At 41.6% G+C, this 18,850-nt stretch carries 19 protein-coding genes; 3 read left to right on the top strand and 16 right to left on the bottom strand.

The window, feature by feature from the left end:
• Positions 1-7: 7 nt before the first annotated feature.
• The 6 genes from ctaG to cyoE all read right to left on the bottom strand — a co-directional run bounded on the left by ctaG (position 8) and on the right by cyoE (position 6,071).
• On the bottom strand, positions 8-940 hold the full coding sequence (gene ctaG, locus QR721_RS05485; protein WP_348029449.1) for a cytochrome c oxidase assembly factor CtaG: 933 nt from the start codon (positions 938-940) through the stop codon (positions 8-10).
• A gap of 235 nt (positions 941-1,175) precedes the next feature.
• Positions 1,176-1,496 (bottom strand): cytochrome c oxidase subunit IVB, encoded by a 321-nt coding sequence (ctaF, locus tag QR721_RS05480; protein ID WP_348029448.1) that lies wholly within the window; start codon positions 1,494-1,496, stop codon positions 1,176-1,178.
• A gap of 3 nt (positions 1,497-1,499) precedes the next feature.
• The gene (locus QR721_RS05475) at positions 1,500-2,123 is read right to left on the bottom strand and encodes a cytochrome (ubi)quinol oxidase subunit III (protein ID WP_348029447.1); all 624 of its coding nucleotides are present in this window, start codon (positions 2,121-2,123) and stop codon (positions 1,500-1,502) included.
• A gap of 2 nt (positions 2,124-2,125) precedes the next feature.
• Entirely contained in the window at positions 2,126-3,976 is a 1,851-nt protein-coding gene (gene ctaD / locus QR721_RS05470) for a cytochrome c oxidase subunit I (RefSeq protein ID WP_348029446.1), read from the bottom strand.
• Positions 3,977-4,018: 42 nt separating this feature from the next.
• Positions 4,019-5,074 carry a cytochrome c oxidase subunit II gene (gene coxB / locus QR721_RS05465; protein ID WP_348029445.1) on the bottom strand — a complete coding sequence of 352 codons (1,056 nt, stop codon included), beginning with the start codon at positions 5,072-5,074 and terminating at the stop codon, positions 4,019-4,021.
• Positions 5,075-5,144: 70 nt separating this feature from the next.
• On the bottom strand, positions 5,145-6,071 hold the full coding sequence (gene cyoE / locus QR721_RS05460; protein WP_348029444.1) for a heme o synthase: 927 nt from the start codon (positions 6,069-6,071) through the stop codon (positions 5,145-5,147).
• A 347-nt stretch (positions 6,072-6,418) separates the two neighbouring features.
• Between cyoE and QR721_RS05455 the strand changes: the two genes are divergently transcribed.
• The gene (locus QR721_RS05455) at positions 6,419-7,372 is read left to right on the top strand and encodes a COX15/CtaA family protein (protein WP_348029443.1); all 954 of its coding nucleotides are present in this window, start codon (positions 6,419-6,421) and stop codon (positions 7,370-7,372) included.
• Between the two features lie 82 nt (positions 7,373-7,454).
• On the opposite strand, the gene pyc is transcribed toward QR721_RS05455, so the two are convergent.
• The 3 genes from pyc to QR721_RS05440 all read right to left on the bottom strand — a co-directional run bounded on the left by pyc (position 7,455) and on the right by QR721_RS05440 (position 12,585).
• The gene (gene pyc / locus QR721_RS05450; protein WP_348029442.1) at positions 7,455-10,895 is read right to left on the bottom strand and encodes a pyruvate carboxylase; all 3,441 of its coding nucleotides are present in this window, start codon (positions 10,893-10,895) and stop codon (positions 7,455-7,457) included.
• Complete coding sequence (locus QR721_RS05445; protein WP_348029441.1) at positions 10,862-12,073, bottom strand: FtsW/RodA/SpoVE family cell cycle protein; 1,212 nt, start codon at positions 12,071-12,073, stop codon at positions 10,862-10,864. The genes pyc and QR721_RS05445 overlap by 34 nt, the downstream gene beginning before the upstream one ends.
• Positions 12,074-12,300: 227 nt before the next feature.
• On the bottom strand, positions 12,301-12,585 hold the full coding sequence (locus QR721_RS05440; protein WP_348029440.1) for an Fpa/YlaN family protein: 285 nt from the start codon (positions 12,583-12,585) through the stop codon (positions 12,301-12,303).
• 166 nt (positions 12,586-12,751) lie between these two features.
• Here QR721_RS05440 and QR721_RS05435 point away from each other — a divergent pair, with 166 nt between their 5' ends.
• Positions 12,752-13,198: a hypothetical protein gene (locus QR721_RS05435; protein ID WP_348029439.1), complete on the top strand. Its 447-nt coding sequence runs from the start codon at positions 12,752-12,754 to the stop codon at positions 13,196-13,198.
• A gap of 20 nt (positions 13,199-13,218) precedes the next feature.
• Here QR721_RS05435 and QR721_RS05430 read toward each other — a convergent pair whose 3' ends face one another.
• Complete coding sequence (locus tag QR721_RS05430) at positions 13,219-13,524, bottom strand: hypothetical protein (RefSeq protein ID WP_348029438.1); 306 nt, start codon at positions 13,522-13,524, stop codon at positions 13,219-13,221.
• A 201-nt stretch (positions 13,525-13,725) separates the two neighbouring features.
• Here QR721_RS05430 and QR721_RS05425 point away from each other — a divergent pair, with 201 nt between their 5' ends.
• Entirely contained in the window at positions 13,726-13,932 is a 207-nt protein-coding gene (locus tag QR721_RS05425; protein ID WP_348029437.1) for a YlaI family protein, read from the top strand.
• A 37-nt stretch (positions 13,933-13,969) separates the two neighbouring features.
• On the opposite strand, the gene QR721_RS05420 is transcribed toward QR721_RS05425, so the two are convergent.
• The 6 genes from QR721_RS05420 to QR721_RS05395 all read right to left on the bottom strand — a co-directional run bounded on the left by QR721_RS05420 (position 13,970) and on the right by QR721_RS05395 (position 18,784).
• On the bottom strand, positions 13,970-14,266 hold the full coding sequence (locus tag QR721_RS05420; RefSeq protein WP_348029436.1) for a YlaH-like family protein: 297 nt from the start codon (positions 14,264-14,266) through the stop codon (positions 13,970-13,972).
• Between the two features lie 91 nt (positions 14,267-14,357).
• Positions 14,358-15,347, bottom strand: coding sequence for an SPFH domain-containing protein (locus QR721_RS05415; RefSeq protein WP_348029435.1), 990 nt, complete (start codon positions 15,345-15,347; stop codon positions 14,358-14,360).
• 16 nt (positions 15,348-15,363) lie between these two features.
• Positions 15,364-16,152, bottom strand: coding sequence for a TPM domain-containing protein (locus tag QR721_RS05410; protein ID WP_348029434.1), 789 nt, complete (start codon positions 16,150-16,152; stop codon positions 15,364-15,366).
• Positions 16,146-17,174 (bottom strand): TFIIB-type zinc ribbon-containing protein, encoded by a 1,029-nt coding sequence (locus QR721_RS05405; protein WP_348029433.1) that lies wholly within the window; start codon positions 17,172-17,174, stop codon positions 16,146-16,148. Before QR721_RS05405 ends, QR721_RS05410 begins: the two co-directional genes overlap by 7 nt.
• A 66-nt stretch (positions 17,175-17,240) precedes the next feature.
• Positions 17,241-17,924 carry a PspA/IM30 family protein gene (locus QR721_RS05400; RefSeq protein ID WP_348029432.1) on the bottom strand — a complete coding sequence of 228 codons (684 nt, stop codon included), beginning with the start codon at positions 17,922-17,924 and terminating at the stop codon, positions 17,241-17,243.
• A gap of 50 nt (positions 17,925-17,974) precedes the next feature.
• Complete coding sequence (locus QR721_RS05395) at positions 17,975-18,784, bottom strand: inositol monophosphatase family protein (RefSeq protein WP_348029431.1); 810 nt, start codon at positions 18,782-18,784, stop codon at positions 17,975-17,977.
• Between the last annotated feature and the right edge of the window lie 66 nt (positions 18,785-18,850).

Here is an 18,850-nt window from a genome sequence, read left to right as displayed (position 1 = left end):
TCAGGTGTCAAATAGTATATTTTGTGTCTTGAATGTCCGCATCTGACCAGTCGGCAGGTAACGGATCCACTTTCAGACTTTCTCTCGTGAACCATCCGAAGAAGATTCTCGCCATGAGGAAAATATACACTCCTTCCTGCATGATTTTCATAATAATCCCACCAAGCTGCTGATCCTCCATTGTCGACATAGATGAGAACATTTCAGGTCCTGAGATTGCGAATTGGAGATTGCCAAGCACATCTCCAGGAACACAAAGCGCAAGCGCCTGCATCCAAGCTCCATTTTGGCTGTATGCATCAAATAGAGGATGTGATGCAAAAATGATTAGCACGCATGCCGGAGTGAACAATACACCATTTCCAGCAATATAGGCGAGCTTTAAAAGTGGATGAATATCATCTTTCTCATTTAATGGATTAAGCAACGGCCACCAAACAATAAATGATGCAATGAATAGCACAATCGCAAAAGAAGTATGTGCTACTTGCGCTGTCTTTGAAAAATTAAAGATAGCGGGAATATGATAAAGAGAAAACAGTCCATTAAATAGGAGGATCGCGATTAAAGGCTTTGTCAGTACGTTCAGCATTGGCTCAATAAGACGGTTCTTCACTATTTTGCGCCAAATCCATTCTGGAATACCTTTAATAAAAAATATTGGGACAACAAGAAGAAAAATAGCGAGCTGAGCCATATGAAACGTCAGCATAATATGCGTTAGAAGGTCAATAGGAGAACCTTTGACTATGTAAAGCAAAGCGATGGCCGAATAAAAGAACAATTGTTGCTTACGTGTCGGCTTAGAAACTCCATTGACAAACTTATGTCGTAAAGGTCCAGTAATCAAAAAATAGGCCAGAGCAAGTCCAATAAGAAATGCCATATAATATGGACTCCATAAAGCTCTGAACCCAAAAATCTGCAGATTAAGCCACATTGCTGATTTCACCTCACAATTAATGCTTTCCTGTACAGTATAGTATATTTGCCAACTCTTTACATCAATTCATCATGACAAATTAAGGAATTTGCTGAATGATGTGAAAAATACTGTAGTTATAACTACCTTTCGGGAATATTGCCTAGGAAATGATTTCCCTAAAGTACTGAATAAATAACAAAAAGGCTGCCCATAAGCCCTTTAAAGACTTACAGGACAACCTTTCCCTAAATTACCACCAAGTGATGACGCCAAGACCAGCCAATGTAAGCAGTGCGGCCCAGACCCCTCCGTAAATCATGATGGCAGGCATCTCATGATCTTTGTCCTTCAGATGCATAAAATAGTAGAACTGGAAGCCTACTTGTACAACAGCAAGGACGAATAGCAACGGCAAAGCGTACATTTTGCTCATATTGCCAGTACCGACGACAATAAACGCAATAACCGTAAAGAAAATCATCAACGCGAAAGAAATGATCTGCTTTTTCATTTCATCTTTGTTCTTCTGTTTCTGATAAGTGCTCATTTTGTTATTTGTGAGATCCGGCATGGTTTAGCCCACCTTTCCCATCAGATAAACGACTGTAAAGATGAATACCCAAACAACATCAATAAAATGCCAGTATAGACTGAACGTATTGAACTTGGGTGCATTATACAGGTTCAAACCACGCTTGGCATTGCGGATCATCAGTGAAATAAGCCAACAAATACCGAATATAACGTGGCCTCCATGGAAGCCTACAAGCGTAAAGAAAGCTGATCCAAAAGCAGAGGAACGGAATGTGAATTTGTACTCTGTAATATAGTGCGCAAACTCATAAAATTCACAAGCAAGGAAGCCAAGACCGAGAACAGCCGTGATCGCAAGCCAGAGCTGCATTTGCTTATAATTATTGTTCTTCATGTGATACATCGCGTATACACTTGTCAAAGAACTTGTAAGAAGCAGCATTGTCATAAGGAAGACAAGGCCCAGACCGTACAATTCTTGCGTATCCGGTCCATCATTTGTAGAATTTTTCAATGCAAGATATGTTCCGAAAAGACTCGCAAACAGTACTGTCTCTCCGCCAAGGAAAAACCAAAGTCCTAGAAATTTGTTTTTCCCTTCAAGCGTTGCTTTTTCAGGTTCTGCAGGCATCACTTCAGGGTTCAATGTGTGTTCATGACTCATTTTCAGTCAACCTCCCCTTCAAGATCTTCTTTCTTGATATAGTAGCCGAGGTCATCCTTGAATGAGCGAACTGCCATGCAGCCAATTGCAAAGGCCATGCCGATATACAACGGCAGCAATGCCAGTTTGTGATCTGTTTGATAAATAAAGCCAAAACCTGCTACAAAAAAGCCGACTGAGATAAGGAACGGCAAAATCGTATTACTTGGCATATGAACATCAGCAAGAGGCTCTGCAGGAGGAATTTTTCCATTCCCCTCCATTTTTTCGATCCAGAGCGGATCTAAACCCCGAATAAGAGGCAATTGCTTGAAATTATAATATTTCGGCGGTGAAGAAATTGCCCATTCAAGCGTACGTCCATCCCATGGATCGGCAGGTGCTTTTGGCCCTCTAGCTGTAATAATTACATTAATGAGGAACAGAATAACACCAACAGACATAAAGAATGCACCTATTGTACTAATCAAGTTCCCTAGATCAAGATCCTGATCCTTCAAGAACACCCAATATCGTCTTGGCATCCCCATAAGACCAAGGAAATGCTGGATGAAGAATGTCAGATGGAAGCCAATGAAGAACAGCCAGAAGGTAATCTTACCGAGTCCTTCATGCAAAATTCGTCCAAACATTTTAGGCCACCAGTAATGCAGTCCCGAGAAGATCCCGAAAACAGTACCACCAACAATGACATAGTGGAAGTGTGCAACTACGAAGTACGTGTCATGGTACTGGAAATCTGCTACTGCAGAACCGAGCATGACACCTGTCATACCACCAATTGTAAAGGAAGGGATAAAACCTAATGCCCAAAGCATTGCTGCAGTGATTTTGATACTGCCTCCCCACATTGTTGCAAGCCAGTTAAAGATTTTAATTCCTGTAGGCACGGCAATTGCCATTGTACCAATTGCAAAGATTGAGTTCGCAACAGGTCCAAGTCCTACCGTAAACATATGGTGTGCCCAAACCATGAAGCCAAGGAAGGCAATGAGCATAGTAGCAAATACCATTGCTGTGTAACCAAAGAGACGTTTTTTAGAGAATGTGGAGAACACATCACTAAACAGTCCGAACACTGGAAGAATTAGAATATATACTTCCGGGTGTCCAAAAATCCAGAACAAATGCTGCCAGATGACCGTGTTACCACCCATTGCCACATCAAAGAACGCAGAACCGAACATGCGATCAAACATTAGTAAGAACAATGCTACTGTTAGGGCTGGGAAAGCAAACAGAATCAGAACACTTGTAATAAAAGATGCCCAAGTAAATAGTGGCATTCTCATATAAGTCATTCCTGGGGCTCTCATATTGATCACCGTTACGAGGAAGTTAATGCCCCCCATAAGCGTTCCAGCCCCTGCTATCTGCAATCCAATTACATAGAAGTCGATTCCATGTCCGGGTGATGTCATCGCGAACGATGCGTAGGATGTCCATCCTCCATCAGGAGCGCCACCAAGGAACCAGCTGCAGTTCAGCAAAATTCCACCCAGCATGAACAGCCAGAATCCTAGTGAGTTCAAGAATGGAAAAGCTACATCTCGTGCTCCAATTTGTAATGGAAGCACGGCATTCATAAGTGCCAATATAATCGGCATTGCTGCAAGGAAAATCATTGTCGTTCCATGCATTGTAATCATTTCGTTATACAAACCGGCACTGATAAAGTCGTTCATTGGCTTGATCAGCTGTATACGGATAATGACAGCTTCAAGACCACCAAGCAGGAAGAACAACCCACCGCCTATCAGATAGAGATGGGCGATTTTCTTATGGTCAATTGTCGTCATGTAATCCCATATTACAGCGCCAACACTTCTTTTTTGAGTCGCTGCTGTACTCACGTTATGTTACCTCCCCTTTGATTCCCTGAATGGAACTTTTCTTTATTTGGAAACAGTTTCAGGTGTTACAGAAGAAGGTTTTAATTGCATGAGATATTCAGCAATCTTTCCTGCTTCCTCTTCCGTTACTTTCGGATATTTTCCAGTCATTTTGTTTCCAGGTTTCTCTTTTTCCGGATCGACAATCCATTTAACGAGATTCTCTTTTGTCGGTTCAAGAATACCAGCATATTTTTCTCGGTTTCCGAAGTCAGTCAGATTAGGACCTGTTGCAACCGGAGATGGCCCAATCGCATGACAGGCAATACAGCTTTTCTCTTCAAAAAGCTTTTGTCCTTCCTGTGCAACTTGAGTGTCCGGTTTGAACTTTTTAGGGTCAAAGTTTTGCATGTCTTTTACCCATTGCTTGTATTTATCCGGGCTGACTGCCACCACTTTGAAATCCATCAGAGAGTGAGACGGACCGCAAAATTCAGCACATTTCCCCCAATAAACTCCTTCTTCGTTCGCTTCAATATACATCGTGTTCTCGTTCTCAGGGTTGACATCGAGCTTACCTGATATGCTTGGAATCCAGAACGAGTGTGTCACATCGTTCGAAAGGAGATGGACGTACACCTTTTCACCAGTTGGAATATAAAGATCCTGACTCGTTTGAATCTTTTCTCCTTTGTAATCAAAATGCCACCAGTACTGGTTTCCTTTTACATCAATATTAATATGATCCTTTGCTTTTGAATCATCAGCTAGCTCGAAGGTATAGACAACTGTCGGAACAGCCATGACCAATACAAGGATGATTGGGATGACAGTCCAGACAATTTCTAATGTCTTGTTGCCTTCCACTTGCTCTGGTATGTAATCTTCCTGACCTTTTTTCCTGCGGTACCTTACCAGGACAACCACAAAAAGAATAATAACAATTAAGAATACTAGGGTCATGACAGCTGTAGTCAGGATAATCAGATCCATAGATTTCTGAGCGCCGACCCCTTTTGGGACAAGTGCTGTCAAATTCTCCTTGCCGCAGCCCGCAAGTATTAAAGCGGTTACAGCTAAAAGAAATGCAGTTTTCATTTTGCCAAATGCACTTCTCATAAAATGTCTACCTCTCTTTCTATTTGTTTTTCCTTTATATTGTGAAATATTAAGGACACTGGATTCTTGCCTAGACTGTAGCAATGAACATTGCTACTACCAGGACAGTAAGGTAGTTCAATGAATAGAAGAAAATAAGATTGGCCCATTTAAGTTCGTTTTTCATAATGAACCCTGCTAGCCCGGTAATCAGCCAGCCAGTATTTAATACTGTCATTATGGAAACAAAAGCTGTTCCAAGTTCTGCCATGTAGAACGGCAGCGGAAGCAGACAAGCTATATAGACAACAATCTGTCGTTTTGCAAAAGCAAAACCATATACAGCGGGAAGCATTGGAATGCCGGCAGCCTTATACTCTTCATTCTTCTTCATAGCAAGGGCCAAAAAATGCGGTGTCTGCCATATAAACATGATCAGAAAAAGTACGACAGCTACCACATGAGGCTTCGAGTCTACAGCCGCCCAGCCAATAAGCGGTGGAACAGCTCCAGAAAGACTGCCAACAGCTGTGTTCAAAGTATATCGGCGTTTCGTCCAAATTGTGTAAAGGACTACGTATGCAAACCAACCGGTAAGTGCAATGATTGCAGCTGCAGTAGAGGCAAGAAGCAATATACCAATTCCGAGGATTGTGGAACCGGTTCCAATAATGAGCGTAGCCGGCAAAGCAATCTGCCCTGTTGCCGTTGGGCGTTCCTTTGTCCTTTCCATTACAGGGTCGATATCTGAATCAAACCAATTGTTGAGTATGCATCCCCCAGCTATGACAAGCCCGCTGCCAAACATAGTATAAATTAATATATTCCAGTTCGCCCAAAAGCTTGCATCGGAAAAATGCAGTGCCAACCAGTAACCTGCGAAAACCATCATGAGATTAGAATTAATTATGCCTGTTTTCACAAATGCCTTTATATCAGCTATTGTTAGTCTGCTGTTTTTGGACAGAACATGATGCCCGCTATCGGATTGGCCAGGGACTGCCTCCAATCTTTCCAACTGAGATCCCCCCTTCTCTTGTCACATTCATGTAGAATCATCTTTGCAATTTTATTATGGCAGACTGGCAATATTGCCAGCATTAAACATATTGTACCATGTTCTTGCAAGACAATCTATTCAGCTTTTTTAGAATTGTACGCGCTTTCCAAAAGTTTGGTCACTTTATTGAATGCGCTTGCAAAAACAGGAATCACCTCCAAGTGCCGATGTATTTCGACCTATGTTGACAATTGCAATAAAGAGTTAATGTGTTAAGATAGATTTAAATCTAATGATAAATTAAAAGTACCAAATAAAGAGCATTTTGACAAATTCAATAAATTAACAGAAGCGAGGCTCTCCTAATGTTAAGAAAACTAAAAGTAACTTCTGTTGTTGCAACAATTGGGATGACACTTATTCTCATGGGTGGTGCCCTTGTCACAAAAACAGGTTCTGCGGACGGCTGCGGCAGAAGTTGGCCTCTTTGCAATGGCAAATTCATGCCTACGAACGTTACTCCCGAACTATTAATCGAGCTAAGCCATAGACTTGTTTCCGGAGTGGTATCCATCGCAGTTTTGCTGCTTTGCTTCTGGACGTGGAAACAGTTGCCGCATATTCGTGAAGCACGCTTTCTTTCACTCATTTCAATATCTTTTCTACTTGTCCAAGCACTGATTGGAGCAGCAGCAGTAATGTGGGGACAGTCAAAATTCATCTTAGCAGCACATTTTGGAATTTCTTTAATATCTTTTGCTTCGGTTTTTCTTTTGACTTTGCTTATTTTTGAAGTGGATAAGAAATTTGACGCTTCGAAGCTGATCATACGCAAATCTCATAGAATTGAGATTTACTGTTTAATGGCCTACACACTCATCGCTGTATATACAGGAGCGCTCGTACGTCATGCTAAAGCAAACCTTGTATGTGGCGGATGGCCATTTTGTAATAATGCAGCTCCATTTGCTTTTAACTCTTACAATCATCTGCAATGGATACAAATGGGTCATCGGCTTGCTGCGCTTCTATTGTTTATATGGACATTATCCTTCTATATTAGAGTAAGGCGTACTTATCAGAATCAAATGACAATGAAACGCGGTTGGCAAATTACATTCCTACTTATTTGTATGCAAGTCGTTTTTGGAGCACTAATCATCTTCTCACAGCTTAATCTTGGGATAGCTCTTATGCATGCACTCGTTATTTCATGTTATTTCGGTATGATCAGCTATTTCGTACTTCTTTCTGAAAGAAGCGCATATTATGAGAAAAAAGCAAATGCTCCTCAATATGAAGAAGCTCAGCAAGCATAATTTTGCTGAGCTTCTATATTTTTTTATCTAAGAATTTCAAAAGACCCGCTCTTCATCAACATGAAGAGCGGGTCTTTTTATATTATTCGAACTCGATTAGCAAATCATTAACTGTAATGGCATCAGCATTTTTAACGTGAATATCTTTAACAACACCTTCATATGGTGCTTGTACAGTTGTTTCCATCTTCATGGCTTCTGTGATCAACAAATAGTCGCCTTGTTTGACTTTATCGCCTTTTTCAACTAGAACTTTAACAACTGTTCCTGGCATTGTTGCAGCGATATGCTTGTCATTTGTCGGATCAGCTTTGACTTTAGCTACGACATTAGACTTGATGCTTGCATCTTTCACTTCAATTTCACGAGGCTGACCGTTCAACTCGAAGAATACTACACGCGTTGCATCGGAGCGTGCTTCGGAAATGGAGATGAGCTTGATGATAAGCGTCTTCCCTTTCTCGATTTCTACTTCGATTTCTTCGCCAAGCTTCATGCCATAGAAGAATGAAGGAGTATCCACTGTGGAAATGTCACCAAAGATCTTCGTGTTAGCGATATAGTCTTTGAACACTTTAGGATACAAAGCATAGGCAATCAAATCAAATTCAGTTGGTTCAGTCTCCATGATTTTCTCAAGTTCAACTTTGAGTTCATCGAAGTTAATCGGCTCAAGAAGTTCTCCAGGACGAACAGTAATTGCTTCTTTGCTCTTCAAGACGATTCTCTGAAGCTTTTCAGGGAAGCCTTGGTAAGGTTGGCCGATATAACCTTGGAAGAATTCAACAACTGAATCCGGGAAGTCAATGGACATACCTTTTTCGTATACATCTTCTTCAGTCAAGTTGTTTTGTACCATGAACAATGCCATGTCACCAACAATTTTGGAAGATGGAGTTACTTTAACGATATCGCCGAACATGTCATTAACACGGCGGAACATAGTCTTGACTTCATCCCAGCGATCGCCAAGTCCAACACCTTTAGCTTGCTGTTGCAAGTTGCTGTACTGACCACCTGGCATTTCGTGGAAGTAAACTTCCGTATGTGGAGCTTTCATTCCACTTTCGAATTCCTGGTAATATTCACGAACATCTTCCCAATAACCGGCAAGTTCGTTGAAACCATTAATATCAGCTTTCAACTTGCGATCTTTGCCTTCAAGTGCATAGTATAGAGACTGCGCGCTAGGCTGTGAAGTTGAACCTGACATTGGTCCGTTTGCAATGTCAAGAATGTCAACTCCTGCATCAATCGCACGAGAGTACATCATGACACCATTACCGCTTGTATCATGGGAATGCAAGTGAATTGGAAGATCAACTGCATCTTTCAAAGCTGTAATAAGCTGGTATGCTGCTTCAGGCTTGAGCAACCCGGCCATATCTTTCAAACCAAGGATGTGGGCGCCTGCTTTTTCAAGCTCTTTCGCCATTGTTACATAGTAGTCGACATCGTACTTTGTACGTCCTTTATCAAGGATATCGCCAGTGTAGCAAAGTGCAACTTCGGCAATCTTATTGCTTTCACGAACAGCATTGATTGCAGGAATCATTCCTTGAAGCCAGTTCAAGCTGTCAAAAATACGGAATACGTCGATGCCTGTTTCAGCACTCTTTTCAACAAACTTCTTGATAAGGTTATCTGGGTAGTTCTTATATCCTACCGCGTTGCTTGCACGCAACAACATTTGGAATAGAACGTTCGGCATTTTCTTGCGCATTTCAATCAGGCGCTTCCAAGGATCTTCTAGAAGGAAACGATAGGAAACGTCAAATGTAGCACCGCCCCACATTTCAACTGAGAATAGATCAGGAAGAAGTTTTGCAGTTGGTTCCGCAATAGCTAGAAGGTCTTTAGAACGTACACGAGTCGCTAGCAATGACTGGTGAGCGTCACGGAATGTCGTATCAGTAAGAAGAACATCGCTCTCGCTTTTTACCCATTTCGCAACTGCTTCAGGACCTTCCTTGTCTAGAAGCTGCTTGGCACCTTCACGGATTTCCTTGCCGGAAGTCTGTGGGAATCGCGGCTTGTCAAATACCGGTTTCTTCGCTTTTTCAATACCCGGGAAGCCATTGACAGTAGTTGTACCAAGATAGTTCAAGATCTTAGTAGCTCTGTCGCGGGACTTAGGATATTCGAACAACTCAGGTGTCTGATCAATAAATGTTGTATTGTATTGACCTGTAAGGAACTTCTCATGTGTTACAACATTCTCGATGAACGGAATATTTGTCTTAATTCCGCGAATACGGAACTCTTTCAAGTTACGCAGCATCTTCTGTGCAGCCTGCTCGAATGTAAGACCCCATGTAGATAATTTAACTAGCAAAGAATCGTAGTGTGGGGAAATTACAGAACCTTGGAAACCATTTCCTGCGTCAAGACGTACACCAAAACCGCCACCCGAACGGTAAGCAAGAATGCGTCCTGTATCAGGCATGAATCCGTTAAGTGGATCTTCAGTCGTTACACGGGACTGAATCGCATAACCATTTGTTGTAATTTTGTCCTGTTCAGGAATACCGATTGACTTACCATGCAAGTTCTCGCCTTGAGCAACTTTCAACTGTGTCTGAACAATATCGAAACCAGTGATCATTTCAGTGATTGTATGCTCAACCTGAACACGTGGGTTTACTTCAATGAAGTAGAAATCATTTTCACTTACAAGGAATTCAACAGTACCTGCGTTGATATAGTCGACATTTTTCATCAACTTTACCGCAGCATTGTTAATGCGATCACGCAAGTCTTCAGATAGTGAAATACTTGGAGCAATTTCAACTACCTTCTGGTGACGGCGCTGAACTGAACAGTCACGTTCAAATAGGTGTATAACATTTCCATGCTTATCACCAATAATCTGAACTTCAATATGCTTAATGTTTTCTAGCAACTTCTCAACATATACTTCATCATCGCCGAAGGCAGCCTTCGCTTCACCTTTCGCACGGTCATAAGCTTCGGAAATTTCATCAGCACTGCGAACAACACGCATACCGCGTCCGCCGCCACCCAATGATGCTTTAATCATAAGTGGGTAACCGTGCTTCTCACCGAATTCCTTAGCTTCTTCAAGTGATTCTACAGGACCGTCACTACCTGGAATTACAGGAAGACCAGCTTTGATTGCCTGTTCACGTGCTTTTACTTTGTCCCCGAACATATCAAGGTGTGTGCTTGTAGGACCAATGAAGATGATGCCTTCTTCTTCACAGCGGCGAGCAAACTGGATATTCTCTGAAAGGAAACCATAGCCAGGGTGAATTGCATCTACATCGACACTTTTCGCAAGTTCAATGATGCCTTCAATATCAAGGTAAGCATCAATCGGCTTCTTGCCTTCACCAATCAGATAAGCCTCATCCGCTTTATAGCGATGATAAGACCCAGAATCTTCTTTTGAGTAGATTGCAACGGTACGGATGTTTAGCTCAGTGCATGCACGGAAAACACGGATTGCAATCTCGCCTCGGTTTGCTACTAGTACCTTTTTGATTTCTCTTGTTTCAGCCATGATTTTCCTCCTCTATTATGTAATACTTTTTCAGCTGAATGCTGCTCACCGATTTCCAATTTCATCGGCTTTCCTTCTTCTCTTCTTACAGATCTGGCGATGTTGTTCAAAATACCCATCGATAACAAGAGGACGAGCAATGATGAACCACCATAACTGACGAATGGCAGCGGCACACCTGTAATCGGTAAAAGTCCGCTGATGGCACCAAGGTTGATAAACGCTTGTATAGCTACCATCGAAGTGATGCCTATCGCTAGAAGAGAGCCAAAACTGTCGTTAGATCTTCTGGCAAAATGCAAGCCCCTTAATATAATTAGAGCAAGCAGCCCAAAGACGATAATAAGGCCAAACACTCCAAGCTCTTCGACAATAACCGCCATAATGAAATCGGTATGGGCTTCCATCAGATAGCCAAGTTTCTGAATACTCTGACCTAAGCCCGTACCCGTCAGCCCTCCACCGCTGATAGCCAAGTATGACTGAATCAGGTGGTAGCCACCCGTATCAGGTGCATCAAATGGCTTGAATGCTCCAGTAAAACGAGCAATTCGGACATCAGTCACCATAAACGGAATCGCTACAGCAAGGAGAATGCCAATCACTGTACCAAGGAAGGCAAGATGTCGAATACGGATCCCTGAACTGAAAATGACAGTACAGGCAATGAGCAGAATGATTGCTGCCGTACCTAAATCCGGCTGGGCAACGATGAAAAGCAGGATGAATACCATGAATACCAATGGAGGTACAACCGCTTTTGCAAATTGGTCAATATAGGCTTGTTTTTTGGAATATATGTACGAGAGATACAAAATCAAACCTAATTTGGCAAATTCCGCAGGCTGAAGGCTCACGGGGCCAAATGAATACCAAGATCTTGCATTATTTCTCGTTTCCCCAAAAATCAAAACACCAGCTAATAATACAATAACAACTAACATGAGCATTTTCATCATTTTTTGATAATTTCTGTACGGGAAGAAGCTGGTGAAAATCATTCCCGCAAGACCCAGTATGAACCACTGGAGCTGCTTCATGAGGTAGTACGTGCTCGCTTGACCTTCAACAATGGATGTAACCATGCTGGAACTGTAGATCATGACCATGCCGAAAGCTGCGAGAAGAAGAGGTGCGAACACCAAAATAAAATCAAATTCTTTCAATTTTCGGATCATAACCTACTCCTTAATCAGGCAGGCGATACGTTTAAAACAGAATTTTTTATTAGTATAACACATTACCCGAAATAGTGTAACATAATGTGCTTCAGATTTTTCTGTTTTATCTTGCCATTTACGACAGTGCGTATACGCACAAAAGACGACGGCTTTATTGAAGATAAAAAAACCTTGCCGTCAGTCCGCAGGCAAAGTTCAGTATCCCCACCCACTCGAATTCCTCATTAGAGAGAGTGCTGTGCTGCTTCATGCAGTATATTAAGCTGTTTCTCAAGGTTATCGAGAATTTCCTTGCCTTTACTTTCTTCGACAAGTCCGAGCCTTACAGCAAAGTCGATTTCCCTTGAAAGTCCATACATTTGAGTATCAAGCACCTCTTCATACAGAGGGCATTGAGGCATAGTCAAGTTCTCAATCTGAACTTCAATCAATCTCAGGATTTTTTCGGCATCTGCCATAAGAAGGGCGCAGGCTTTTTCACGATGTTTTTCAGTTGCCTCGGTTATCATTCTTATCCCTCCACTGTAAGACTTCCTTATATAATATATTAGCTTGTGAAAAGATAAAAAGCAAACAAAATCAGTGTCTAGGAGCAAATGCGGATTACTATAATGATAGTCAGAGAGAATTTTGATACGATAGGAAAAACAGTCTGAAAAAACGGAGGAAATTACAATGATCGTCCTTATAAAAGGAAGTGTAAAATATGACATCACATTAGATCCTTCAGTATGGATTTTTGATGATCGAAAGCTGTCATTAGAGGATTATTTAAAAAATGATCCTAGCAAAAGCGGATTAGACTCCGAATCCCGTAATAGCAAATCACCAACCGAAAGAAGTTCTCGCAAAAGTACGCTTAGCGTTTCAGAAACAGGAAGCTATGTCATGGAGCTGAAGTTTTTTATTGAACGTGCTGAGCCATTTGAAGAGGCACAATCTGCACAATTAAAAGCAGCTGATGGCACTTCACTTGCCTTGTTGTCAATGACAGAGCTTAGAAACAGTGTCCTGCTCTTTTCAATTGACGGCAAACAAATAAAAGATAAAGGTCCAGTCTATTTATTCACTGAACCAAAAGGCATCCCGGTCAAAGGATTTGCAAGTATTGTCATTAATTAAAAAAGAAAAGCCGGCAATATTTATTTTGCCGACTTTCCTTTAGACTTCAGTTTATATTCTTTCTCTTTCAACTCGTTATAATATTGTACACCGAATTGTGAGCCTTCAGAGACCATCTTGGCGTTTTCAAGTTGCGCATGACTTTTCTCGCCTGTCTGATCAGGTATGCCAGCATCCTCAATCGTCTCTTCCAGATGCAAGTCATCGCCTTTTTCAAGTTTTGTTCTTGCAATTTTATCAAAGTGGTTCGACCGTGCCCTTTTTTTCTGATATACAATGCCTGCTCCAGCTAAAGTCGCGATTGACAGCAGTAGCCTTTTTTTCATGAACGTTTTCTCCTTCCAAAAACCATGGACTTAAAAATTGATTAATTATTGTGTCAATCACAAGTTTCCCCAAGCTGACGCTAAACAAACATGGATACGGTTCAATTATGATGTATAATGGTTGTTGTATGTGCATGTCATACATCTTAAAAACCTTTATGATATAATGAAATTCATTCTAGATTTCAGGAAGTGAACAATATGAAAGCCACTTGCATTTTGTGCAATAAAATAGATGATATTGACTTCGATTCTCTTCAAGCTAAAAATCTCCGTAACCGCCAAGAAAGATTGCATATGTGTGAGGAATGCAGAGAACGGATCAGCAAACGGACTGAAGAGCGGCTTGCAACGGGAAATTTTAGATTATTTCATCACAAAAAGAAAAAACGACAGCTTATTAAATAAAGCGAACACCACATGCTACCATGTGGTGTTCGCTTTTTTAAGCTTCGTTTCCTTTTGCAGAGCGTTCCTTATGAAGGCGGTATCTGTACATCCCTAATATAAGAGATATGATGATAAGGCTCTCTGTAATCGGCAATTTCATAATGCTAAAGACTGCAAGGATAAAGTTTCCAACAGCTAGAAGCAGGTAAACAATGATACTTTTTTGCCAAGGCAATTCCCTCGCAAAACCAAGCTTATACGCAATTGCTGCAAAAATAAGATTTAAAACATAATATGTCCAGAAAACTTGACCTGGAAATGTGTTGACGACCCAATCATATAGAAAGTTCATAGAAAACTCCCACCCTGTCGATACTATACCTCCTATCATACAAGAAGAAGTTAGTTCGAGCCAGACCATTTTTCGCAATTATCAATTCTTTTCAGGGTACGAGCTTTTGACCACAATTTGGACAGAATTTTGATCCAGTCGTTTTCTCCCCGCAATTCGGACAGAAGTTCGGCATTTTACCAGATGGATCTACATTCTGAACTTGCTCATCTGAATCTTTTTGGTTCTTCCCCTTCTCGTTTTTGTTCATATTGTCCATCATTTCCTTAGCAACGTTCATACCCATCATCATACCAGCCATGTCTGAAGCCGCTCCACCCTGCATCTTGCCTGAAGCCATGCCATTTGTAAGCTCGATCTGCTGGTATTTGCCTAAATCGGAAACCATTCCGTGTGAGGCATTTTTCGTAATCATATCTTGAATCTCTTTCGGATAGTTGAAGCTCATAATCGTGAAGTTCGTAATAGACAACCCGCTATCAATAACCTGCATGTCAAGATCTTCACGAATGCCTGATGCAATTTCACCCGCATTTGCCTGCAAATTGAACATGTCATGCCCTTCTCGGGAAATCCATTTCATAAGCAGCTGATCAAGGACAGCCGTAATTCTAATTTTGACATCTTCAACGAGATAGCTTTGCTTAATCCCGGCAATCTTGTCGATAAGCGCAACATAATCGGAAACCTTGAATTCGAATGTGCCGTTTGCACGGATCGGCATGCCTCCTGGCAGTTGCTCTGTAGGGATATTTATGGCATTCTTCGTGCCCCATTTTACGACAAACGTCTTTGTGTTAACGAATAGCACTTCCGCTCTCATCCCGCTATTAAATCCAAATTTAACGCCCTTTAATGTAGATAGAAAGGGAACAATTTGAGACTCAATATCATAACTACCTTCTTTCTCGAAAATCCCTTCGATCTTGCCGTCTCTTAGAAAAACAGCATCTTGACCCATCTGTATAATCAGCTTGCTGCCTCTCTTAATTTCACGTTCTTGCCATTTCCAAAAAATCATATCCTGTCTGAATTCTTCCCACTCTACTACATCTGCAAATTGATTTTTGAAAAAACCCATAGTTCTAACCCCTCTCTTAGAATCTGCGTCCGCCTCCACTATGTGATGGACCGCCTCCAGACATTCCACCGCCGCCAAAATTATTATTATCATTAGATTCAGGTTTGCGAACCCGAGTAACCGTTGTCGTAATGTATCTGTCTTCCTTGCCAAGCAGCTTCGATTGACCGGCATCTCTGTACGTCGCGCCAGAAACCGTCACTTTACCACCTATGTCCCGAAGCATTATCCACAATACAATCCCTGCAACACTGCAAGCAATCAGCAGTTGAAACCATGTTTTGAACAATATGCTTTCTGGATTCAATCCAAAACGTATTCCAGAATATTCATAAGCTAAATCGAGATATTTCTCAAATCCTTTAGCATATTCATCTTCAGCTAAGTACGGTACAATTTTGTCCAGAAGTGTGTTGATTCGATTGTTGTTCAAACTCTTCTCCGCTTTTTTATAGCCGCCAATATACAGGTCCTTCTTCCCGGGAACATCGTCGATATAACTTAGGATGGCAGCATTACCCTTAGCTTTTAATACTTCTGAATAGAAATCTTCCATAATTATTTGTGCTTTTTGGCTCCCCACTTGTTCACGAACATGAGTGACTATATAGAAATCAATCTTCCGCTTGCTGCTGTATTCTGCCGCACTGTCTTCCAACTTCTGCTTCTCCGCACTGGATAATAAGTTACCATAGTCAAAGACCCTCTGTTTGGCAGCTTCAGCTTTGTTGCCGAATGGGAGAACAACTAAAAAGACGAGCATGAGCACTAGGAACGCAGCGAATTTTTGGGAATAACTCACCATAAAGGACCTCCTGCAGCGAGCACAAAGGCTTTCCAAGCAATAAAAATTCCTCCTGCAATACTGGAAAACCATGCGGCTACTTTCCCTTTGCTAATTGGTGGCTTGCCGACGACTTTTCCAGTCTGCCCATTCATGGCAAACGTATGAACAGACTGGTTGTAATCGTAGTAAACCATCCAGACGGGCATGAGTGCATATGAAGCCCGTTTCGGCTTTGTATTAACTTGTTGCTCCATTGGAACAACTGTAGAGTAACCGTTCATTGTCGATCTGACAAATGAGTTGATATAAGGGTCGATTTTTATTTTCAATCGTGAAAATAACTCTTTATCGTCAAAATTGTATTTTTCGGCCACATACCCGGTTAAATATGGCATTTTGAACTCTTTCAAACCTTGATAATGAAAAGGTTCCAGCTTATCCATCAACTGATCGTTCATTTTCTCCGATGCATCAGTTGGAACTCGATTATAGTGCAATTCCACATCGCGCATCAGTTCAAAATGATCTGTTTCTGTGTAAATATAATCGCCACTTGTATATGTACGGACTCGTGTTGCCTTAGCGTGTACTTTAGCCCTAGTCTCTGTGTCATACAACCAGAACGGAACGTAGATGCCAGTTATATTCTTGATTCTGTCTGCAGTCATGAATCCTTTTGGAGTAAGTCTCCCGTTCCGGCACCATTTTCTAAATGCCTCCTGGGCCTTCTCTTTGGTAATGGCAAAAGGAATGACCTCATGAGGTGCCAGTTTGCCGGCCAATCTATCAGCAAGTACTACTGGGGCTCCACAAAAATCACAATTCGTCGCTGTTGTGTCCGAATCAGTTATAATCTCTGCACCGCAATTTTCACAATGGTATTCATTGACTTCCTCGTTGCTGAACTCCTTAATCTTGTTTTCTTCTGGGAATGTTTCGATATTTTCCTGTCTGCCGCAGCTGGGGCAAGATAGTGTTCCGCTATCAGCGTCGAATTCCATATCACTCCCACAGTTCGGACATTTGTACTGAACGAGCATTCAGATTCCCCCTCGCCTAAAAACAGCCGCCGTATATATACAGCGGCTGTCAGTAAATATGATGTTTTACTCTTTATCTTCTGCGAGCTGGCGTTTTAGTGCTTCCAGTTCATCTTCCACCGGATTCTTATCGTCATCATATTTTGCAGTTAAATCTTTAATGTCATCAGTATCATCACGGTTCAGCTCTGCCATCGCATTTGCTTCATCAAGCGAACGATTTACACGTTCTTCCATTCTGCTGAAGGCCCCCATCGTATCACTCGCTCCGCTTGCTGAGGATCCAAGATTATTAATACGCTGCTGTGTCTTTGCTACTGCAGCTTTGCTCTTGATCAGTTGACGGCGTGATTCCAACTGGCCAATATCTTTAACAAGCTTATCGTGCATCTCACGCATCTGCTTTGCATTCGTGCTCGCGAGCTCATAGGCACTTTGCAATTCCTGTTGCTTTGTCGTATACACATTTTTCCGTTCAAGGAATTTGCGTGCATCGTCTTCATTGCCTGCCTGCAAAGCTTTTACAGCATACTTCTGCATTTTATCAATCTCAGCCGTACATTCATCCAATTCACGCTTTGATCTTTGTTCCTCAGCCATGACGGACGCTGTTTCAGCTTTGACCTTTCCGAGATCACTGTTCAAATCACGCAAATACTGGTCTACCATCTTTGCCGGGTCCTCTGCTTTATCAAGAAGAGAATTGATATTACTGGACATAATCGTAGTAAATCGCTTTAGGATACTCATCTAATCTTCCTTTTCACTTCCGCCTAGGCGGATTTTTTGTGTCAATCTCCCTATTTTTTTCCTTCTAAAATAAAATCGTTGACGATACGGCCATGAATTTTTTTATTGCAAACGAGTATGGAATTCTTCTTCAGAATATCAACATGCTCTCCGAATACATTTGTTGTGACACCGCCAACTTCATTAACAATGATGATGCCTGCAGCAATATCCCATGGAGACAACTGTATAGTCATATAACCATCGACAATTCCCTCCGCAACATAGGCAAATTCAAGTGCCGCTGAACCATATGTACGTGTTGCACGGACAGTACGGATTAATTCCTCCATCTTCTCAACTTGTACAACCGGATTCGGAATCAGCCATTTATTATTCATTGCCAAGACTGAGCGTTCAAGCATAGCACCTTCACGCAGCTGTGGAAGACGTTCTTCATTTTTGAAGGCGCCTTCACCTTTTTTTGCACTGTAAAGACAATCCCCCATGACATCATAAATCAAACCGATTTCGCCGATCCCGTCATGATAAATACCAGCTGATATCGCAAAATTCCGACGTTGGTGAATAAAATTAGTCGTCCCGTCAATCGGGTCAATGAGCCATACTGTACCTTTCATTGAATTTAAATTATCGCCAAATCCTTCTTCACTAATCAAATGATGATCCGGATAGAGCTCTCGAATTTTGCCGGCCAGGAATCTTTCTGTCTCTTCATCCACTGTTGTTACAAGGTCCTGTGGATTGGACTTTATGGAAATAACGAGCGGATCACGCATCTGTTTTCGTATTCTTGCACCAGCTTCTAGAATCCACTCTTTCGCTTGTTCGTAAAGACTGTTCCGTATTTCAGCTTTCATGATTTGTCCCCCACGAAAAATAATATGTATATACAGTTTAACAAAAGGATTAAATTCCGTCACTTT

Origin of the sequence: Aciduricibacillus chroicocephali (assembly GCF_030762805.1) — a bacterium.
Lineage (GTDB): Bacteria > Bacillota > Bacilli > Bacillales > Amphibacillaceae > Aciduricibacillus > Aciduricibacillus chroicocephali.
Note: the sequence above shows the minus strand (reverse complement) of the source record. Positions and strands in the feature narration are given on the sequence as shown.

Bases quoted from the DNA above. Each gene is read 5' to 3' on its own strand.
- QR721_RS05440 (WP_348029440.1), bottom strand. From the start codon at position 12,585: ATGATAACCGAGGCAACTGAAAAACATCGTGAAAAAGCCTGCGCCCTT.
- QR721_RS05430 (WP_348029438.1), bottom strand. From the start codon at position 13,524: ATGAAAAAAAGGCTACTGCTGTCAATCGCGACTTTAGCTGGAGCAGGC.
- QR721_RS05425 (WP_348029437.1), top strand. From the start codon at position 13,726: ATGAAAGCCACTTGCATTTTGTGCAATAAAATAGATGATATTGACTTC.
- QR721_RS05420 (WP_348029436.1), bottom strand. From the start codon at position 14,266: ATGAACTTTCTATATGATTGGGTCGTCAACACATTTCCAGGTCAAGTT.
- QR721_RS05410 (WP_348029434.1), bottom strand. From the start codon at position 16,152: ATGGTGAGTTATTCCCAAAAATTCGCTGCGTTCCTAGTGCTCATGCTC.
- QR721_RS05395 (WP_348029431.1), bottom strand. From the start codon at position 18,784: ATGAAAGCTGAAATACGGAACAGTCTTTACGAACAAGCGAAAGAGTGG.
- QR721_RS05475 (WP_348029447.1), bottom strand. From the start codon at position 2,123: ATGAGTCATGAACACACATTGAACCCTGAAGTGATGCCTGCAGAACCT.
- QR721_RS05435 (WP_348029439.1), top strand. From the start codon at position 12,752: ATGATCGTCCTTATAAAAGGAAGTGTAAAATATGACATCACATTAGAT.
- ctaF (WP_348029448.1), bottom strand. From the start codon at position 1,496: ATGCCGGATCTCACAAATAACAAAATGAGCACTTATCAGAAACAGAAG.
- coxB (WP_348029445.1), bottom strand. From the start codon at position 5,074: ATGAGAAGTGCATTTGGCAAAATGAAAACTGCATTTCTTTTAGCTGTA.
- QR721_RS05445 (WP_348029441.1), bottom strand. From the start codon at position 12,073: ATGATCCGAAAATTGAAAGAATTTGATTTTATTTTGGTGTTCGCACCT.
- QR721_RS05400 (WP_348029432.1), bottom strand. From the start codon at position 17,924: ATGAGTATCCTAAAGCGATTTACTACGATTATGTCCAGTAATATCAAT.
- pyc (WP_348029442.1), bottom strand. From the start codon at position 10,895: ATGGCTGAAACAAGAGAAATCAAAAAGGTACTAGTAGCAAACCGAGGC.
- ctaG (WP_348029449.1), bottom strand. From the start codon at position 940: ATGTGGCTTAATCTGCAGATTTTTGGGTTCAGAGCTTTATGGAGTCCA.
- QR721_RS05405 (WP_348029433.1), bottom strand. From the start codon at position 17,174: ATGCTCGTTCAGTACAAATGTCCGAACTGTGGGAGTGATATGGAATTC.
- QR721_RS05455 (WP_348029443.1), top strand. From the start codon at position 6,419: ATGTTAAGAAAACTAAAAGTAACTTCTGTTGTTGCAACAATTGGGATG.
- QR721_RS05415 (WP_348029435.1), bottom strand. From the start codon at position 15,347: ATGGGTTTTTTCAAAAATCAATTTGCAGATGTAGTAGAGTGGGAAGAA.